The 17,526-nt window shown below is 29.2% G+C and carries 17 protein-coding genes; 11 read left to right on the top strand and 6 right to left on the bottom strand.

The genetic code is table 11. From position 1 onward, the window contains the following. The first annotated feature begins 8 nt into the window (after positions 1-8). From arsC to ftsZ, 6 genes are all read left to right on the top strand, one after another. Entirely contained in the window at positions 9-356 is a 348-nt protein-coding gene (gene arsC / locus LXN10_RS00370; RefSeq protein ID WP_375723985.1) for an arsenate reductase (glutaredoxin), read from the top strand. Next, entirely contained in the window at positions 356-712 is a 357-nt protein-coding gene (locus tag LXN10_RS00365; protein ID WP_013135734.1) for a hypothetical protein, read from the top strand. The genes arsC and LXN10_RS00365 overlap by 1 nt, the downstream gene beginning before the upstream one ends. Further along, positions 712-2,994 (top strand): AAA family ATPase, encoded by a 2,283-nt coding sequence (locus tag LXN10_RS00360; RefSeq protein WP_375723984.1) that lies wholly within the window; start codon positions 712-714, stop codon positions 2,992-2,994. Before LXN10_RS00365 ends, LXN10_RS00360 begins: the two co-directional genes overlap by 1 nt. A 68-nt stretch (positions 2,995-3,062) precedes the next feature. Next, a complete protein-coding gene (locus tag LXN10_RS00355) occupies positions 3,063-4,529 on the top strand; it encodes a peptidylprolyl isomerase (protein WP_375723983.1) in 1,467 nt (488 codons plus the stop codon). 3 nt (positions 4,530-4,532) lie between these two features. Further along, the gene (ftsA, locus tag LXN10_RS00350; RefSeq protein ID WP_375723982.1) at positions 4,533-5,921 is read left to right on the top strand and encodes a cell division protein FtsA; all 1,389 of its coding nucleotides are present in this window, start codon (positions 4,533-4,535) and stop codon (positions 5,919-5,921) included. Next, positions 5,921-7,057 (top strand): cell division protein FtsZ, encoded by a 1,137-nt coding sequence (gene ftsZ, locus LXN10_RS00345; protein ID WP_375723981.1) that lies wholly within the window; start codon positions 5,921-5,923, stop codon positions 7,055-7,057. The genes ftsA and ftsZ overlap by 1 nt, the downstream gene beginning before the upstream one ends. A gap of 9 nt (positions 7,058-7,066) precedes the next feature. On the opposite strand, the gene LXN10_RS00340 is transcribed toward ftsZ, so the two are convergent. Next, positions 7,067-7,447: a heat shock protein transcriptional repressor HspR gene (locus tag LXN10_RS00340; protein ID WP_375723980.1), complete on the bottom strand. Its 381-nt coding sequence runs from the start codon at positions 7,445-7,447 to the stop codon at positions 7,067-7,069. 11 nt (positions 7,448-7,458) lie between these two features. After that, positions 7,459-8,337: a DnaJ C-terminal domain-containing protein gene (locus LXN10_RS00335; RefSeq protein WP_375723979.1), complete on the bottom strand. Its 879-nt coding sequence runs from the start codon at positions 8,335-8,337 to the stop codon at positions 7,459-7,461. Positions 8,338-8,470: 133 nt separating this feature from the next. Here LXN10_RS00335 and LXN10_RS00330 point away from each other — a divergent pair, with 133 nt between their 5' ends. The 5 genes from LXN10_RS00330 (at position 8,471) to LXN10_RS00310 (ending at position 12,474) form a co-directional block, all read left to right on the top strand. After that, the gene (locus tag LXN10_RS00330; RefSeq protein WP_375723978.1) at positions 8,471-8,818 is read left to right on the top strand and encodes a hypothetical protein; all 348 of its coding nucleotides are present in this window, start codon (positions 8,471-8,473) and stop codon (positions 8,816-8,818) included. Continuing rightward, entirely contained in the window at positions 8,805-9,962 is a 1,158-nt protein-coding gene (locus tag LXN10_RS00325; protein ID WP_375723977.1) for an NAD(P)/FAD-dependent oxidoreductase, read from the top strand. The genes LXN10_RS00330 and LXN10_RS00325 overlap by 14 nt, the downstream gene beginning before the upstream one ends. Before the next feature lie 67 nt (positions 9,963-10,029). Next, positions 10,030-10,620, top strand: coding sequence for a hypothetical protein (locus LXN10_RS00320; RefSeq protein WP_375723976.1), 591 nt, complete (start codon positions 10,030-10,032; stop codon positions 10,618-10,620). A 140-nt stretch (positions 10,621-10,760) separates the two neighbouring features. Continuing rightward, positions 10,761-11,336, top strand: a complete 576-nt coding sequence (locus tag LXN10_RS00315; RefSeq protein WP_375723975.1) for a superoxide dismutase — start codon at positions 10,761-10,763, stop codon at positions 11,334-11,336. A 76-nt stretch (positions 11,337-11,412) separates the two neighbouring features. Beyond that, on the top strand, positions 11,413-12,474 hold the full coding sequence (locus tag LXN10_RS00310; protein WP_375723974.1) for an ADP-ribosylglycohydrolase family protein: 1,062 nt from the start codon (positions 11,413-11,415) through the stop codon (positions 12,472-12,474). Positions 12,475-12,504: 30 nt separating this feature from the next. Here LXN10_RS00310 and LXN10_RS00305 read toward each other — a convergent pair whose 3' ends face one another. From LXN10_RS00305 to mltG, 4 genes are all read right to left on the bottom strand, one after another. Beyond that, positions 12,505-12,885, bottom strand: a complete 381-nt coding sequence (locus tag LXN10_RS00305; RefSeq protein ID WP_375723973.1) for an STAS/SEC14 domain-containing protein — start codon at positions 12,883-12,885, stop codon at positions 12,505-12,507. A gap of 214 nt (positions 12,886-13,099) precedes the next feature. Further along, positions 13,100-14,047: a malate dehydrogenase gene (mdh, locus tag LXN10_RS00300; protein WP_375723972.1), complete on the bottom strand. Its 948-nt coding sequence runs from the start codon at positions 14,045-14,047 to the stop codon at positions 13,100-13,102. A 77-nt stretch (positions 14,048-14,124) separates the two neighbouring features. Beyond that, complete coding sequence (locus LXN10_RS00295) at positions 14,125-16,317, bottom strand: NADP-dependent isocitrate dehydrogenase (RefSeq protein ID WP_375723971.1); 2,193 nt, start codon at positions 16,315-16,317, stop codon at positions 14,125-14,127. 120 nt (positions 16,318-16,437) lie between these two features. Further along, on the bottom strand, positions 16,438-17,526 hold the full coding sequence (mltG, locus tag LXN10_RS00290; RefSeq protein WP_375723970.1) for an endolytic transglycosylase MltG: 1,089 nt from the start codon (positions 17,524-17,526) through the stop codon (positions 16,438-16,440).

Below are 17,526 nucleotides of genomic sequence, written 5' to 3'. Positions count from 1 at the left end.
GAGATACCATGGAAGAAATAACTATTTGGCACAATCCTAGATGCTCAAAATCAAGGGATGCTTTAAATTTTTTACAAGAGAAGAAAATAGCTTTAGGTGTTATTAAATATTTAGATGCAAAACTAACAAAAGAAGATATGAAAGAAGTTCTTCAAATGCTAGGTATGAGTGCTAGAGAACTAATGAGAACAAAAGAAGATATTTACAAAGAATTGAATTTAAAAGATGAAAATGATGAAGAAAAGTTAATCGAAGCAATGATAACTAATCCAAAACTAATTGAAAGACCAATTATTATAAAAGATGGGAGTGCTGTTATTGCAAGACCTTTAGAAAAAATAAATGAATTGTTTTAATGATACACGACAAACAACTAAGAATAAGATATATAAGAGTTTTAGAAAAATTTTTTACTAGAACTGTTTCCCTACTAAAACTAGAAGATTTTGATTTTGAGATTTTTAAACAAAGAACATTAAAAAACTTTGAAGATACTAAAAGAGTAAAAAAAGTAGAATTAACTTCTGCTTATTTACTTAGTCTAAAAAAATTTATAGATTTGACGCTTTTATATTTGGAAAATCATAGCGATGATTTTGAAGAAGAGAAAAACAGACTTTTAAAAGAGGCAAATTTACTTCAAAAAGATAAAAACCAAAATGCTTATAAAAAAGACAAACATAAACATAAAAAATTTGATGATGGATATTAATGCAGGATGAGAATAAAAGTTTTAAACTTTCAGGAATATTAAAAAAAGTACTATTTTCGAATAAAGATACGGGGTTTTGTATAGCAGTATTGGATAATGACCAAAAGATATGTGGAACATATTTTGATACTGATATTGAAAAAATTGTTGGTGAAAATATTGTTTTAACGGGTAATTGGGTCACTCACAAAAAATATGGAATCCAATTTGCCTTTGATACTTTAGAATTAAAAGAGCAAGAACTTTATTTCTTTTTAACAAAAATAGTTAAAGGAATAGGGCGAAAAGTAGCCTTAGAACTCTTGGAAAAGTACTCAGAAGAAGAACTTGTAGAAGTTTTAAATAACAAGCCAGAAGAGCTTTTAAACTTCAAAGGGATAAGAGAGAAAAAACTAACAACTATAAAATCATCATGGCAAAAGTTTAAACACTTAAGAGAACTTGGTTCTTTTTTATCAAAGTTTGGAGTTACATCAAATCTTATTACAAAGATTTACTCAGAGTTTAGTGAAGTAGAAAATCTAATTGAAGTGATTAAAGAAAATCCATATGTATTGATTCGTATAAAAGGTATAGGATTTAAAAGAGCTGATGAAATAGCAAAAGCCTTAGGAATAGATGAAAGATCAGATTTTAGAATTATGGCTTGTTTAAATTATACATTAAGAGAGTATTGTGATAATAATGGAAACTCTTCAATAGATAAGTATCATCTTTTTAGATTATTAGATGAAGCTTTGAGATTCCAAAATGAAGAGATGTTATATGAAAATGCAATAGCAAAAATGGAACTTGATGAAGATATTTATAAAACAAAAGAGAATAGATATGCTCCATCTATGTTATATTTTGCAGAAAAAAGGGTTTTAGAGTTTTTTAAAGCTAGAGAAAATGATATGTATTTGAAAAAAATAGTTTCAAATATAACTGAATATTTAGATAAAAAAGAGAAAACTTTAGGTTTTACTTTAAGTCCAGAGCAAAGAAAAGCAGTAGAACTTATAAATGAAGGTCATAAAACACTATTTTTAATAGGTTATGCAGGAACAGGGAAATCAACATCAAGTAGGGCAATTCTTGAACTTCTTCAAGAGATAAACTCTTATGATGATATTATCGCTATTGCTTTAAGTGGTATTGCCTCTCAAAGAATAGCAGATACTACAGGCTATAATAGCTCAACTATACAATCCCTTTTTGTAAAACATAAAGAGAATGAACATTTCCCTTATAAAGTAATATTACTTGATGAAGCTTCAATGGTAAATTCTGTGATGTTTTATCAAATCATTTCAAAAATTGGTCAAGACACTATTTTTATAATAGTAGGAGATGATGGGCAGTTACCAGCTATTGGTGCTGGAAATATATTAAGTGATTCTATAAAATATGAACTAGCACCTATTTGTAAGCTTACGAAAATATATAGACAAAATGAAAACCAAGCAATTGCAGTTATTGCAAATGAAATTAGACAGGGAAATGTGCCAGAATATAATGGAAATTATGAAGATTTTAAATTTATGGATGTATCTATATCAAATTATTATGCTTCAAAAAACTCTTTAGGGCAAGGAGAATTTTCAAATTTAAGAGGTCAAAATTCTGAGATGATATTAAGTTTGATATTAAATATATCAAGTGCATATATTAAAGAATTTTACAAATTAATTAAGGCTAAAGACATATCAAAAGCGCTTATTCTTTTTCAAATAATTACCCCTATGAAAGGTGGAATGTTAGGTGCTGAGAACCTAAATATTCAATTACAAAAAGTATTTAATAGCTCAAGGGAAGAGTCAAAACAAACAAAACTTTATGAATATAAACTAAGTGATAAAGTAATTCATATAAAAAATGAAAATATGAGAGCACAAACTATGCAAATGTATAGAACGGGTTCTAGTGATTATTTAGAAAGAAGAGTTTTTAATGGACAATTGGGACTTATAATTAAACTTGATTTTGATGAGAACAAATGTATTGTTTTATATCCAAATGATGATATGGTAGTATTTTATGACTTTGATGATTTAGATTCACTTTTATCCCTTGCTTATTGTTTAACTATTCATAAAACCCAAGGTATGGAGTATGATAATGCCCTTATTCCAATGAGCTTCTCACACTATATTATGCACAATACAAAGCTATTATATACAGCAATTACTAGGGCTAAAAGCATGTGTTATATCGTAGGAGAAGAGGATGCTTTTAAGGGTGCTTGTAAAAGAATAGAGACTACAAAAAGAGAATCTGTAATAAATGACTTGTTAAGCTAAGTGGTTTAACATTTTCAAAAGCTACATTTGAGTAATATATCTAAAATTTTATCGAGGATTTTAATAGAATGTTAACTTGGATGCAAAGACATAAAAAGTGGTTAGTAATTACAATTTGGATAAGTGTGATAGCGTTTGTGGGCGCTGGTTTCGTTGGTTGGGGAAGTTATCAATATGGAAGTTCTTCTGGTTCTGTAGCAGTTGTAGGTGATAGAAAGATAAGTGTTGATGAGTATCAAAGAGAATATTCTTCTTTGTATAGACAGTATTCACAAGTTTATGGAAATAAATTTAATCAAGAGATGGCAAAAAAAATTGGTCTTCCAGATGCTGCTTTAAGTTTAGCTATTCAAAAAAATCTTATTTTATCTTATGCTGATGATTTAGGTTTATTAGTAACTGACAAAGATATTGCAAAAGAGTTAGTTCAAATGCCTTCATTTATTAAAGATGGAAAATTTGATAAAGAACTTTATGTAAAAGTTTTATCTCAAAATGGTACTACACCTGTTGCTTATGAAAAATCTTTAAAAAGAGATTTACTTTTACAAAAAGTTGAATCATTATTAGACTTTACTCCAACAGCTAATGAAGTAAATAATTTAGCAAAACTATTATTTGCACAAGATGATGTATCTATTAAAATATTAGATCCTAAATCAATCAATATTGATGTAACAGAAGAAAAGTTAAAAGAGTATTGGGCAATAAATAAAATAAAATATTTGTCAACAGACTCTTATGATTTAGAAATTTCTAAATTACCATTAAAAATTATTACTCCAAGTGAAGATGAATTAAAAGAGCATTATGCTAAATTTAAAACGGATTATAAAAAAGAAGATGGAAAATTAAAAACTTTTGATGAAGCAAAAGATGATATGATAAAAGTAATTAGTTTAAAAGAATCAAAAAAAGATGCTTTAAAAAAATACTTAGCTCTTAAAAAAGATGAAATCAAATTTGATGAAACTAAAACAATTTATGAAGATAAATTACCTTTTTCTGCTGAAAATATAAATGAAATCAAAACTTCAAAACTAGGTGTTGTTTTAAAACCTTTTGAAGATAAAGATGGTTTTACAATTGTAAAAGTAATCAAGAAAAATGATCCAAAACCTCTTTCTTATGAATTATCAAAAGATATGGTAAAAGCTGATTATTTAGATATCAAAAGAACTGATAAGATGAAAGTTTTAGTAGCAAATGAATTAAAAAACTTCACAGGTGAAGACTTAGGGTTTGTTAATAGAGCATCAATTAATAAAATCAAAGGTTTAAATAGTAATGAAGCTTATACTTTTTTAAATAAACTTTTTACATCTTCTGAAAAAGAAGGAAAAATTGAAGTAGGTGGTAAAGTAGTAGTTTATAAAGTAAATTCAAGTAAACTAGCTGATAATATAACAAAAGAAGAAAACTCATCTGTAAATGATATTTTATCAAAATTAGAAAGAACAGAGTTAATGAATAATTTGATAAATAATCTTAAAAGTAAATATGAAGTTATCTCTTCTTCAGATTCAAAGGAGTAGAAATTGGGTAGCACTCTTCTCGCAATAGATATTGGATCTACTGATGTTACGGCAATTATTGCTAAAAACGATTTAGACTATAAAATTAATATCTTAGGTACAGGAATTGAAGCGAGTGATGGAATAAATAAGGGGCTTATTACAAATATTGAGTTAGCCTCAAAATCTATACAAAATGCTGTACTAAAAGCAAGAAGAAGTACCTCTGAGCCTATTGAGTCAACAGTAGTTGCAATATCTGGTTCTTATACTAAAGGTATAAGAAGTATGGGAAGTGTAAATGTTCCGAATGGAATAATCACTGAACATGAGATAAATCAAGTTATGCAAATGGCTTTATATAATGCAACTATCGTGCCTGAATATGAAGTGGTACATGTTCTCCCAATATTTTTTAAAGTAGATGATTCAGCAGATGTTGATAATCCTTTAAATATGAATGGAGCAAGACTTGAAGTATCAGTTTATATTGTAACTGCAAAAAGAACTGCTTTAACTAATCTAAAATCAGCTTTTAAAGAATCAAATATAGAAATTACAAACTTCGTTTTAAATGGATATGCAACTGCAATTTCAGTTTTAGATGAACAACAAAATAAATTTGGAAGCTTAGTAATAAATATTGGAAGTACAACTACCGAATTTGTTTGTTATAAAGGTAGTTCTATTTTATATACTGATTTTATACCAGTTGGTTCAAATCATATTACAAATGATTTATCAGTGATGCTTCATACTCCTCATAATGCAGCAGAGCTGATAAAAATAAAATATGGAAGCTTACTTTCAAATAATAGTGAAGATGACCAATTAGCTATTAAAAAGATAAAAATCCCAAGAATTGGGGATGAACAAGTAACTGAAGAAATCTCATTGGTTGATATTAGAAATATAATTCATGCAAGAGTTGAAGAGACTTTAATCCTTGTAAAACAAAAATTAAGTAGAAGTGGAATTGCTGATAATTTAGATGCAGGGATAGTTATAACAGGTGGGATGAGTAAGCTAAAAGGTATTAGAGAATTAGCAACTTTAGTTTTTGAAAACCAACCTGTAAAAGTGGCAAATCCTAAAAATATCAAAAATGGTTATATGAATTTTGATGATTCAGCTATGGCTACAATTGTGGGACTTCTTTTTTATTCTTTAGATAAAAATAGAAATTTTGAGTTAGACTCAAATAAAAAACTTAGAAGAAAAATAATAGAGAAAAAAGCCATTCCAAAAGAAGAGGCAAGGGAAATACAAAGAGATGTTAGACAGCCTGGAAACAAGTCAAATGTAGATATAAAACTTAAAACTGAAGATCCTACTCAATTACCTAAAATATCGAAAACAAACAAAGGTAAAGGTATGGCTAGATTTTGGAATAAAGTTTCGGAGTGGTTTTAATGGATAATGGATTATTTAGAGTGGACGATATAACAGTAGAAATGCCAAACAAAACTTTGTCAGATAATGTAGCAAAAATCACCGTTGTTGGAGTTGGTGGTGGTGGCTGTAACATGGTCAATCACATGATTCAAGAGGGTACTCGAAGAATCGACTTAATCTCAGCTAATACAGATTTACAAGTTTTAAATATCTCAAGAGCTCCTAAAAAAATACAATTAGGTGCAAAGCTAACTAAAGGTCTAGGTGCTGGAATGAAACCAGAAGTTGGTAGAGATTCAGCAATTGAAAGTTATGAAGAGATAAAAAGTACTTTAACTGGTGCTGATATTGTTTTTATAGCAGCTGGTCTAGGAGGTGGTACAGGAACAGGGGCTGCTGCTATTATTGCAAAAGCAGCTAAAGAAATAGGTGCTTTAACTGTTTCTGTTGTAACTAAGCCTTTTACTTGGGAAGGTAAAAAAAGAGCTGGATTGGCAAATCTTGGTCTTGAAGAGATAAAAAAAGTAAGTGATTCTATAATTGTAGTGCCAAATGATAGACTTCTTGATATCGTTGATAAAGATATCGGTATGAAAGATGCTTTTAAAATCATTGATAATATTTTATACCAAGCAGTAAATGGTATGAGTGAAGTTATTTTAAATCCAGGGAATAGCGATATTAATACTGACTTTGCCGATGTAAGAACTATTATGCAACATAAAGGTATGGCTCTTATGGGAATAGGGCGAGCAAAAGGTGAAGATGCAGCTATTAAAGCCTTAGATGCTGCTACAAACTCTCCTTTACTTGATAAGATGTCTTTAAGTGGTGCAAAAGGTATCCTAATCCACTTTAATATTCATCCACAGATTTCTATGTTTGCTATTAATAATGTTATGGAAAAAATACATGAAACTATTGATTCAAATGCAGAGATTATTTTTGGTACAACCTCAGATGATTCTTTACAAAAAGATGAAGTAAAAATTACTATAGTTGCTACTGGATTTGAGTCTAAACCAGAACCTAAAAAACAAGAACAAGAGCCTTCAGATGGAGCTAAACAAAATATAATTACAGATAAAGATAATTATTTAGATGTACCACCATTAATGAGAGACTATGTAGTTCAATATCACTTATCAGAGTAGAAAAAGTTTCTACTCTTCAAAAATTACTATATCATAAGAGCTTTTTTTAATAACTAAAGCTTTTGATGAGGGTACAACTCCAAATTTATCTATTTGTTTTAATTGTGTTTTATATTTTTGAACATCTTCTTCTAAATTTTTTATTTTTGTATTTAACTGAAGTATTAAATCAACTCCAGCAAGATTTATTCCTAATTCTCTAGTAAGTCTTAATACATATTTTATATGGTCAATATCTTTTTGGGAATACAAACGAATTTTACCATTTGTTCTAGAGGGGGTTATTAAACCCTCTCTTTCATATTGTCTTAAAGTTTGTGGATGGATTTCTAGAATCTGTGCAACAACTGAGATTAAATATACAGGTTCTGTGTATGAGTTTGTTTCCATAATATCCTCTTTTAAATAGTTTCTGGTAATTTCTCTTTTAATAAATTAATTAAATTTTCATCTAAATCTTCAACTTTTGGTAAAACAATATTTGCTTTTAAATATAAATCACCTTTTGTTCCAGTTTTTCTATTTAGAATTCCTAGTTCTTTTACTCTAAATCTTTGGTATTGTTTAGTATTTTCTGGAACTTTTAAAGTTATAGTTTTATGTACTGTTTTTATCTCTATTTTTCCACCAAAAAGAGCTGTTTTTAAAGGTATATTAAAATATTTTGTTAAGGTATCTGCTTCAAGAGTATACTCAGGACTAGGAGCTACATTGATTTTTATGATTAAATCACCTCTTTTGCCATTATATGATTTTCCTTTACCTTTTGCTCTTATTTTTTGTCCATCTCTAATACCTTCTGGTATTTTGATGTCAAATGATTCATTATTGAAAGATACTTGTTGTTTCCCTCCAAGAATAGATATATCAAAGGCAATAGTAATTTGAGCACTCATATCTAAATCAGGCTCATTATAACCACCAAAACCTTGTCCTCCAAATCCTTGGTTTCCAAAACCACTTCCTCCAAAGCCACCAGAGCCACCAAACATTTGTCTTAAAATCTCATCTAAGTCGACATTTCCACCTTGACCTCTTGCAAAGTCATGGAAATTTTGTCCACCAAACATAGAATCACCATGTTGGTCATACTGTTGTTTCTTCTCTTTATCTGATAAAACTTCATAAGCTGCATTAATTTCTTTAAATTTTTCTTCTGCATCTTTATCTTTGTTTACATCAGGGTGATATTTTCTTGCTAATTTTCTGTATGCTTTTTTTATTTCATCACTTGAGGCACTATCACTCACCTCTAAAGTTTCATATAAACTTTTTGCCATTAAAACTCCATATAATATTAATTTTTATTCTAATTATATCACAAACTTGAGTCGTAGTCAATCAAGTTGAAATAATTAATAGCAAAAAAGTAAATTAATTGCTAAAAAAGTAAATATATACTAAAATCATCATATGAATGATAAAATATTTGAAAAAGATGAATGGACTCAAGAAGAGTACTTAAACAATAAAGAACAACTTCAAAAAGATGGTATAAATGTGATTTTAGTAGACACAATTTTAAAACCAATTACTGGAGCTGAATATATTACTTATAACCCTTATGAAATGAAACTTATGCCAAAAGATAAAACAGTATTTGTATTTTATTGTGATACTGGTAAAACTACAAAGAGTAGATTAGAGTTTTATAAAAGTAAATTACCAGGTTTTAGATGTGTAAGTTTACATGGGGGAAGAGGGTATTGGAGACCAAATTTTAAATTATTAAATAAAAAAGATGACAATGAAAAATTATGATTATGTAATTATTGGAGCAGGGATTGCAGGATCTTGTGTGGCACATTTTTTAAAAGATGAGAAGACTCTTTTATTAGATAGATTTGATGATGTTGCACAATTTGCTTCAGGAGCAGCTGGTGGATTTTTATCTCCTTTGCTTGGAAAACCAAATAAATTTAAAGAACTTGTTACTACATCTTTAAAATTTGCAGTTGATTTTTATAAAAATTTAGATGAAGATTTGATTGTGCAAAAAGGTGTTTTAAGAGTTCCAAAAGATGATGAAGATAGATTAAGCTTTGAAGAGTACAAAAAGCATTTTGATTTTGAATGTGAAGAGAAAGAAGGTGGCTTTTTTTTCAAAATAGGCTCACAAGTATTTTCTTATGATATGTGTAAAAAAATAACAAATAATATTGATAAAATATTTAATTATAATGTAAAACATATAAAAAAAATAGATAATTTTTATATTATTAATGATGAAATAAAAGCAAAAAACCTTATTTTAACTACTGGTTCTGATATAGAGCTAATAGATGAAGAGTATATAAAAATAAGAGCTGTATGGGGACAAAGAATTGATATTTCCACTACAACTTGTATAGACTTTAACTATCATAAAGAGTGTTCTATATCAACTTCACATGAAAAGTTAGATAATAAAACTTATAAAGTATCAATTGGTGCTACACATCATAGGTTTGACAATACTCTTGAAAAAAAATATAAAGCTTTCCAAGATCCAGAATTATCTAATTTAGCCAATATTGGTTATACAAATAACTTATACAAAAATGATACTTCAGAACTATTAAGTAAAGCTAATAATATAAGAGCTTTAGATGATGTAAAAGTACTCAAAACTTACTTTGGGCCAAGAGCTAGTAGCTTTGATTATTTTCCATTAGTAGGAAGTTTGATTGATTCTAAAGAAACATTAAATATGTTTCCATATTTAAAAAATGGAACACCTGTGAAAAGTGAAAGATTTATAAGACATGAGAACCTTTTTATACTAAATGGAGTAGGTGGAAGAGGTTTTGTTTTATCTCCTTATTTAGCAAAAAAACTTGTAGATTTTATTAAAAATAATGAGACTTTAGAAGATGAAATTACAGTTGATAGATTATTTAAAAAATGGGTTAGAAGAATAAAATGATAATCTTTATTAATCTAATATTTATAATAAATAGTTAAACTCTAACAATTTTATTAAAGGAAAAAAATTGTTTAAAAATATTTTAAAAATTGTAGTTTTAGGTTTAATAGGTTTTGGATTACTTATTTATTTTACTGCTGAAAAACCAGAATATGTTAATCCAAATGTTGTTACAAAGAGTAAATTAACTTTAGAAAATCTACCAAAAAATATTGAACTTGTTGGAAGTGAAAATATTATTTCTTCAAGTACAATATTTAAAAAAGGTATTAAGACTTTAGTTATTGTTGGTAATCATGATTCTTTATCTGTTGTTAAAGATTTGAAAAAATACTTTACTATTGATATGCCATATGTTATGGTTGCAAATATTTCAGCTGCTCCATGGTTTATCAAAAAATGGGCGATTCCTGGAAAATTAGAAGAATTAACAAAAGATTCTGATACTCCTATGGTTTATGATTATGATGGTTCTATGGTTAAATCTTTAAATCAATATGATACTTCAAAAACTGGTTTTTTTGCATATTTAATTGATGAAAATGGAAACATTACAAATATTTATGATGGAAAAGTAAAAGAAGATGCGATGGAAGGCTCAATGAATGAAGATGAGAAAAAAGCTTCATTAAAACCACTAATAGATTTACTAAAATAGAAAAGGGGAATTTCCTCCCCTTTTCATCCAAAATTACAAGAAAACTTCTCTTAAATATAAAACTAATTTGAACTTATTATTGTTTTTTAATTAAATAGGGGTATCATTATTACTCAACAATATTTTTTAAAGGAATTAAAATGAAACACGAATTAATGAAACTACCTTATGAAATGGATGCATTGCAACCATTAATGTCAAAAGAGACTTTAGAATTTCACTATGGTAAACATCATCAAACATATGTAAATAATTTAAATAATTTAATAGCTGGAACTAAATTTGAAGATTTATCTTTAGTAGAAATTGTAAAAGATGCTGAAGGTGGTCTTTTTAATAATGCTGCACAAGTATTTAATCATGACTTTTTCTGGAATGGTTTAACTCCAGGTGGTTCAACTATCTCTGGTGATGTAGAAGCTGCTTTAGTTGAAGCTTTTGGATCAGTTGAAGAATTTAAAACTCAATTTACAAACAAAGCTGTAACTCACTTTGGTTCAGGTTGGGCTTGGTTAGTAAAAGATGCAAGTGGAAAATTATCAATTGTTGCTACTGCAAATGCTGGAACTCCATTAACTGATGGTTTAACTCCACTTCTTACATGTGACGTGTGGGAACATGCATACTATATTGATACTAGAAATGCAAGACCTGCTTATTTAGAAAACTTTTGGAAACTAGTTAACTGGGATTTTGTAGCTAAAAATCTTAAATAATTAAAAACTTAATTTAAAGGGTCATCTCTCATGACCCTTTTTTAATCTCTCCCAACCACACAACTTAGGTAAAAAAATGAATAATATTACAAAACAAGACTCTATACGAGGTGCTTTTTTCGCATCAATTGTTGCAGATGCTTTATGTTTAGGTAGTCATTATGAATATGATGCAAAAAAAATATATAAAGCATATGGTGAAAAACCCATAGAAAAATTTATGAGCCCCGGTGAAATGATGGGTGGAATGACTCATGGAATAGGTTGGGGTGAACAAAACTATCATCCTGGCAAAAAAGCTGGCGGAACAACTGATTATGGGGACTATAATATTTTAATATTAGAGTATTTAGCAAAAATAGCAAATCCTGTCCAAGATTTTGATGTGTCAGCTATTATTCCACATTGGATGAATAGATTAGAAAATAGTTGGGGCTCTTGGATTTGTACTATGAGTAGGGAGACTTTTGCTCAAGTCAAAAAAGGTATAAGAGTTGAAGACCTAGGTGGTTATTCAAATGCTACAGCTATAAGACATGTGGCAGCACATGCATACTATGATGATGAAGAAGTATTAGTAGATGTGGCAAAAAAAGCTATGTTTACACATAAAGAGGCTCATGCCTTAGGTGGTGCAGAATTTTTTGCTAGGGTTACCAATCGAGTTATAAATGGAACTGAACCAAGAGTTGCTATCGAAGAAGTTGGAAAACTTATGGGTGGTTTTTATCAAGATAAAGTTAATCAAGCAATTGCAAAATATGAAGAGGAATCAAATCCCCAATCTGATTTATCAAAAGAGCAGTTTAGCGATGACTTAGCGCTAACATCAATGGCAAGACTTTGGGATGTGGGAAGAAGCGAACCTATAAAAGTAGGAAAAGCTAGTCCAACTGAGGGAACTATGCCTGGAAGTATTTATTTCATCTTAAAATATGCCAACAAAGAAGATGGTCTTAAAAAAGCACTTCAAGCTAATGCCATGGTTGGTGGTGATAATGCTTCTAGGGGTATTATGATTGGTATGGTACTTGGAGCTTATTTTGGGGTAAATGCTATTCCAAAAGAGTGGAAAGATACTTTAGAACAATGGGATTATTGTGAAGAGTTATTAAATAAACTACCACTTCTACAGTAAAAAATACAGAGAATAAAATTTCTCTGTATTTTATTCATTTAGCCACTCAAAAGCTTCTAATTCATTTTCGAAGTTTTTTACTTCCCCTTGTATAAACCATGAAGTGATTTTAGAGCCAATTTTTATCCAACTTTTTCCTGTGATGATTGCAATTTTCTCAAATTGGTTTCCATGTTTAAGTCCAATTTTTAAATCATCCCAAGCAGCTTTAAGTTCCCAACCATCAAGCTCAGTACAATCACATATTGCTCTTATCTTAGGATTTGCAATTTCTTCAAGTGCTGAATCAATCATAGGAGTTATTGTCTCGTAATCTTCATGAGTAAGTGTTCCTATTGCTTTTATAGTAAGCAAAATGCTTGAATCAACTTTTTGTATGCCAACTGTTAGTTCATGTTTTTTAGTTTTCATGTGTTACTCCTTTTAAAAAAGTTTTACTATTATTAGTTTACTCTGATTTTTTGGGAATTAAAAGTTTTCATTAAAAATCTTAAGGATAGGAAAGTCAAAGGGAATCATTAAAAGGCACTAAATAAATTGATAGTAATTTCCCTTTACATTTAACTTTCAGAGGCTCTTACTATCTATTATGTCTATTTAACGCAATTTCTTATAGTATTGTTTCTTATTTGAAAAAGTTGTTTTTATTTAGTGTATCAACTAATTCCTTAACTGATGATACCGACTTTTTAAATAACTCTTTTTGTTCATCTGTTAGATTTAGTTCTATGATTTTTTCAACTCCATTTTTACCAAGCATTATTGGAACTCCTGAAACTATATCTTTATAGCCATATTCACCTTCTAATAAAACAGCACAAGGGTAGACTTCTTTTTTATCGTGTAAGATTGCTTCTACCATAAGTGAAGTGGAATGTGCAGGAGCGTAATATGCTGAGCCTGTTTCTAAGTATTTTACTATTTGAGCTCCACCATTTTTTGTTTTTTCTACGATGTCTTCTATATCTTGGGAACTTAGAACTTCACTTAGGTGTACTCCTGCTACTGTTGAGAAGTTTGGTAGGGGAACCATATCATCTCCATGTCCACCCATAACAGAAGCATTTATTTGTCCTGCTCCATATCCTAGTTTTTCTAAAATAAAGTGGCTCATTCTTGCACTATCTAAAATACCTGCCATTCCTATGATTTGGTTTTTGGGGAATTTTGAGACTTTTAGGGCAGTGTAAACCATCACATCAAGGGGATTTGATACCACTATTATAATTGCATTTGGAGCTTGTTCTTCTATATCTTTTACAACTATTTTCATAATCTTTGCATTTGTAAGAAGTAAATCATCTCTACTCATACCTGGTTTTCTAGGTATTCCCGCAGTTATAACAATAACATCACAATCTTTTAAATCACTTGAGTCTTTTGCCGCACTTACAATTGTTCTAGAACTTGCAGCATTAGCAGCTTGTGAAATATCTAAAGCCATTGCTTTTACAATATTTTCTCTAATATCTTTTAAAACTATTTTTTCACAAATTCCTTTTGAAGCTAAAGTATAAGCAAGTGTTGAACCTACATTTCCTACTCCAATGATTCCAACTTTTTTGTTTTTCATAATAATATTCCTTCAAAATTCGTAAATAAAAAAAGGTAGGTCATTTGACCTACCTTTAAAATTATATTTAATAAAAATTAACCAATAATTAGATTTAATGTTGCACTTGGTCTTAATGCTTCATTTGCTTTTGCTTCATCTGGTAAATAATAACCACCAATATCAGAAGCTTTTCCATGCGCAGCAACTAATTCTGACATAATTCTATCTTCATTTTCAACCATCGCTTTTGCAATAGGAGTAAATTCTACTGCTAATTCTTTATCTTCTGTTTGAGCTGCTAATTCTTGTGCCCAATACATAGCAAGATAGAAGTGACTTCCTCTATTATCAACACCACCTAATTTTCTTGAAGGTGATTTGTCATTTAAAAGAAAAGTTCCAGTTGCTTTATCTAATGTTGTAGCTAAGATTTTTGCTTTTGCATTATTTTGAGTATTACCTAAGTGCTCAAAAGAGGCTGCTAATGCCATAAATTCACCTAATGAATCCCATCTTAAGTAAGACTCATTTGTAAATTGTTCAACATGTTTAGGAGCAGATCCCCCAGCACCAGTTTCAAATAATCCACCACCTTTCATCAATGGTACGATTGATAACATTTTAGCACTTGTTCCAAGTTCTAAAATTGGGAATAAGTCAGTATTATAATCTCTTAATACATTTCCAGTTACAGAAATAGTGTCTTTACCTTCTCTCATTCTTTGTAAAGAAACTTTTGTAGCTTCTAATGGAGCCATAATAGATATATCTAAACCAGTAGTATCATGCTCTGGCAAGTATTTATTTACTTTTTTAATCATTTGGGCATCATGTGCTCTATTTTCATCTAACCAGAAAATTGCTGGAGTATTTGAAAGTCTTGCTCTACTTACTGCTAGTTTAATCCAATCTTGAATTGGTGCATCTTTAGCTTGGCACATTCTGAAAATATCACCAGCTTCAACATCATATGAGAATACAGTATCTCCAGCTTTATTTGTAACTTTAAATTGTCCATCAACAGGTGCTTGGAAAGTTTTATCATGTGAACCATATTCTTCAGCTTTTTGAGCCATAAGACCAACATTTGGAACAGTTCCAATAGTTGTTACATCTAATTTACCATTTTCTTTAAAGTCTTCAATAACTGCTTTAAAAGCTTGTGCATAACATCTATCAGGAATCATTGCTATTGTATCTTCTTCTTTATCATCAGCATTCCACATTTTACCACCACCTTTAAGCATAGCAGGCATAGATGCATCAATAATAACATCAGATGGTACATGTAAGTTTGTGATTCCTTTAGCAGAGTTTACCATTGCTAGTCTTGGTTGTTTTTTATAAATTTCAGCAATATCAGCTTCGATTTCAGCTTTTTTAGCTGCATCAACTTTGTCTAATTTAGAGTAAAGGTCACCTAAACCATTATTAAAGTTAACTCCTAATTCATCAAATAAAGCTCCATGTTTAGCAATTAAATCTTTGAAGAATACTTTAACAGCAAATCCAAACATAATTGGATCAGAAACTTTCATCATAGTAGCTTTTAGGTGTAAAGACAGTAATACATCTTTTTCTTTAGCTTCAGCAATTGTTTTTGCATAAAATTCTTGTAAAGCTTTTGCGCTCATAATAGTTGCATCAATTATTTCACCTTCAAGTACTGGTAAAGATGCTTTTAAAACTGTTTCAGAACCATTTTTATCAAAGAAAGATATTTTTAAATCATCTGCTTTTTCAAAAGTTTCAGAAAGTTCAGAACCATAAAAATCTCCATGGTCCATGTGTGCAACTTCAGTTTTAGAATCTTTTGTCCATTCTCCCATTTTATGAGGATTGTTTTTAGCATAGTTTTTAACAGCACTTGGTGCTCTTCTATCTGAGTTTCCTTCTCTAAGTACTGGATTAACTGCAGATCCTAGAATTTTAGAGTATCTAGCAGTTATTTCTGGACTTTCATCATAATTAGGTACATTGTAACCTTTTGATTGTAATTCAGCAATTGCAGCTTTTAATTGAGGAATTGATGCAGAAATATTTGGAAGTTTTACAATGTTTACAGTTGGATCTTGAGTTAATTTACCAAGTTCAGCTAAATGATCACCAATTTTTTGATCTTCTTTTAAATTCTCTGGAAAATTAGCAAGAATTCTACCTGCAAGTGAGATATCTTTTGTTACCATTTCTATACCAGAACTTTTTGTGAAAGCCTTAATAATAGGTAGAAATGAGTAAGTAGCTAAAGCTGGAGCTTCATCAACTTTTGTGTAAATAATTTTTGACATTTTTGTTCCTTGGTTTGTTTGAGTTTTCGTGTAGGTCATATTAGCATTATTTTATGCATAATATTTTAAATAAGTACCAAGAACGAAACAGTTTAAATTTCTTGTTTCAATACTTCTCAACTAATTAACTGTTTTCCAAAGACTTTTTATAGTTTTTTTAGATTCAGGCTTATCTTTTTTGGGAAATACTTTTTTTTCTTCTACTCTTTTTACATTTTTTAGCTTGTTTATATTATCTATATGTTCTTTGTATGTATTTGTGAATATATGCCTTCCTGTGCTTTTATCCCTATAAAAATATAAATATTGACTTTTTGATGGGAAAATTGCAGCTTTAATAGCATCTAAACTAACAGCACAAACTGGATTATCTGGTAAATCTGCATATTTATATGTATTGTATGAAGAAGTGTCTTCTTTTATCATTTTTGATGTTACTTTAGTATGAGAGTACGCTCCATAGTTTAAAGTACCATCCATTTGCAATGGCATTCTTTTTTTTAGTCTATTTTGAATTACACTTGATACTGTTGACATTTCATTAACATCTGCTGCTTCTTTTTGTATTACTGAAGCGATTATCACATATTTGTACCAATTTTTTTTTATGTAGTGTCCAAATATTTTATTTGAAAATTCTTTATACCTATTCTCAGTATATGAAATTAGATAAAAAACAATGTGGTCTTCATCCATTCCTATTGGGAGATTATATGTTTCTGCTAAGATATTACCATCAAGTTTGTATGAATATTTATTATAAGCTTCTTGAAGTTTTGGAAAAGACAACTTTAATTTTTGAGAAATCTCTTGTAAGAAATAGTATGCTGTTTCTCCTGGAATCAAGGTTAATGATTTTAAAGCTGCTTTTGAAGTAAGTAGTCTATTTATAAAATCAGCTTTAGTCATTTTTGTGGCTTTTAAATCAATCCAACCACTTTGAGGATAGCCTTTTGCTTTAATGATTACTTTATCAATTATATTTAAGTCATAGCCTGATTTATTTAGGTATGTTATAATATAATTCGTACTCCCTTTAGGTATAAAAATTACTTTTGAAGATGATAAGGGAATTGTTATATAAAAAAGTATTACGATACTAAATACTAGGATTACTTCTATAATGTTACTAAAAAAAATTATTGCTTTTATTTTATTCTTTTTATCACTAATGTCATTTTTAGTTTTTTTCTTAATTAATGGTATCAA

The sequence above is a fragment of the Arcobacter iocasae genome (genome assembly GCF_042214795.1).
GTDB classification, from domain to species: Bacteria; Campylobacterota; Campylobacteria; order Campylobacterales; family Arcobacteraceae; genus Arcobacter; species Arcobacter iocasae.
This window is presented reverse-complemented; position numbering and strand designations above follow the sequence as displayed.

Excerpts from the sequence above, each read along its gene's own strand:
- LXN10_RS00310 (WP_375723974.1), top strand. The coding sequence starts at position 11,413 with ATGAATAATATTACAAAACAAGACTCTATACGAGGTGCTTTTTTCGCA.
- LXN10_RS00360 (WP_375723984.1), top strand. The coding sequence starts at position 712 with ATGCAGGATGAGAATAAAAGTTTTAAACTTTCAGGAATATTAAAAAAA.
- LXN10_RS00315 (WP_375723975.1), top strand. The coding sequence starts at position 10,761 with ATGAAACACGAATTAATGAAACTACCTTATGAAATGGATGCATTGCAA.
- LXN10_RS00335 (WP_375723979.1), bottom strand. The coding sequence starts at position 8,337 with ATGGCAAAAAGTTTATATGAAACTTTAGAGGTGAGTGATAGTGCCTCA.
- LXN10_RS00355 (WP_375723983.1), top strand. The coding sequence starts at position 3,063 with ATGTTAACTTGGATGCAAAGACATAAAAAGTGGTTAGTAATTACAATT.
- arsC (WP_375723985.1), top strand. The coding sequence starts at position 9 with ATGGAAGAAATAACTATTTGGCACAATCCTAGATGCTCAAAATCAAGG.
- mdh (WP_375723972.1), bottom strand. The coding sequence starts at position 14,047 with ATGAAAAACAAAAAAGTTGGAATCATTGGAGTAGGAAATGTAGGTTCA.
- LXN10_RS00305 (WP_375723973.1), bottom strand. The coding sequence starts at position 12,885 with ATGAAAACTAAAAAACATGAACTAACAGTTGGCATACAAAAAGTTGAT.
- LXN10_RS00340 (WP_375723980.1), bottom strand. The coding sequence starts at position 7,447 with ATGGAAACAAACTCATACACAGAACCTGTATATTTAATCTCAGTTGTT.
- LXN10_RS00295 (WP_375723971.1), bottom strand. The coding sequence starts at position 16,317 with ATGTCAAAAATTATTTACACAAAAGTTGATGAAGCTCCAGCTTTAGCT.
- LXN10_RS00365 (WP_013135734.1), top strand. The coding sequence starts at position 356 with ATGATACACGACAAACAACTAAGAATAAGATATATAAGAGTTTTAGAA.
- LXN10_RS00325 (WP_375723977.1), top strand. The coding sequence starts at position 8,805 with ATGAAAAATTATGATTATGTAATTATTGGAGCAGGGATTGCAGGATCT.
- ftsZ (WP_375723981.1), top strand. The coding sequence starts at position 5,921 with ATGGATAATGGATTATTTAGAGTGGACGATATAACAGTAGAAATGCCA.
- LXN10_RS00330 (WP_375723978.1), top strand. The coding sequence starts at position 8,471 with ATGAATGATAAAATATTTGAAAAAGATGAATGGACTCAAGAAGAGTAC.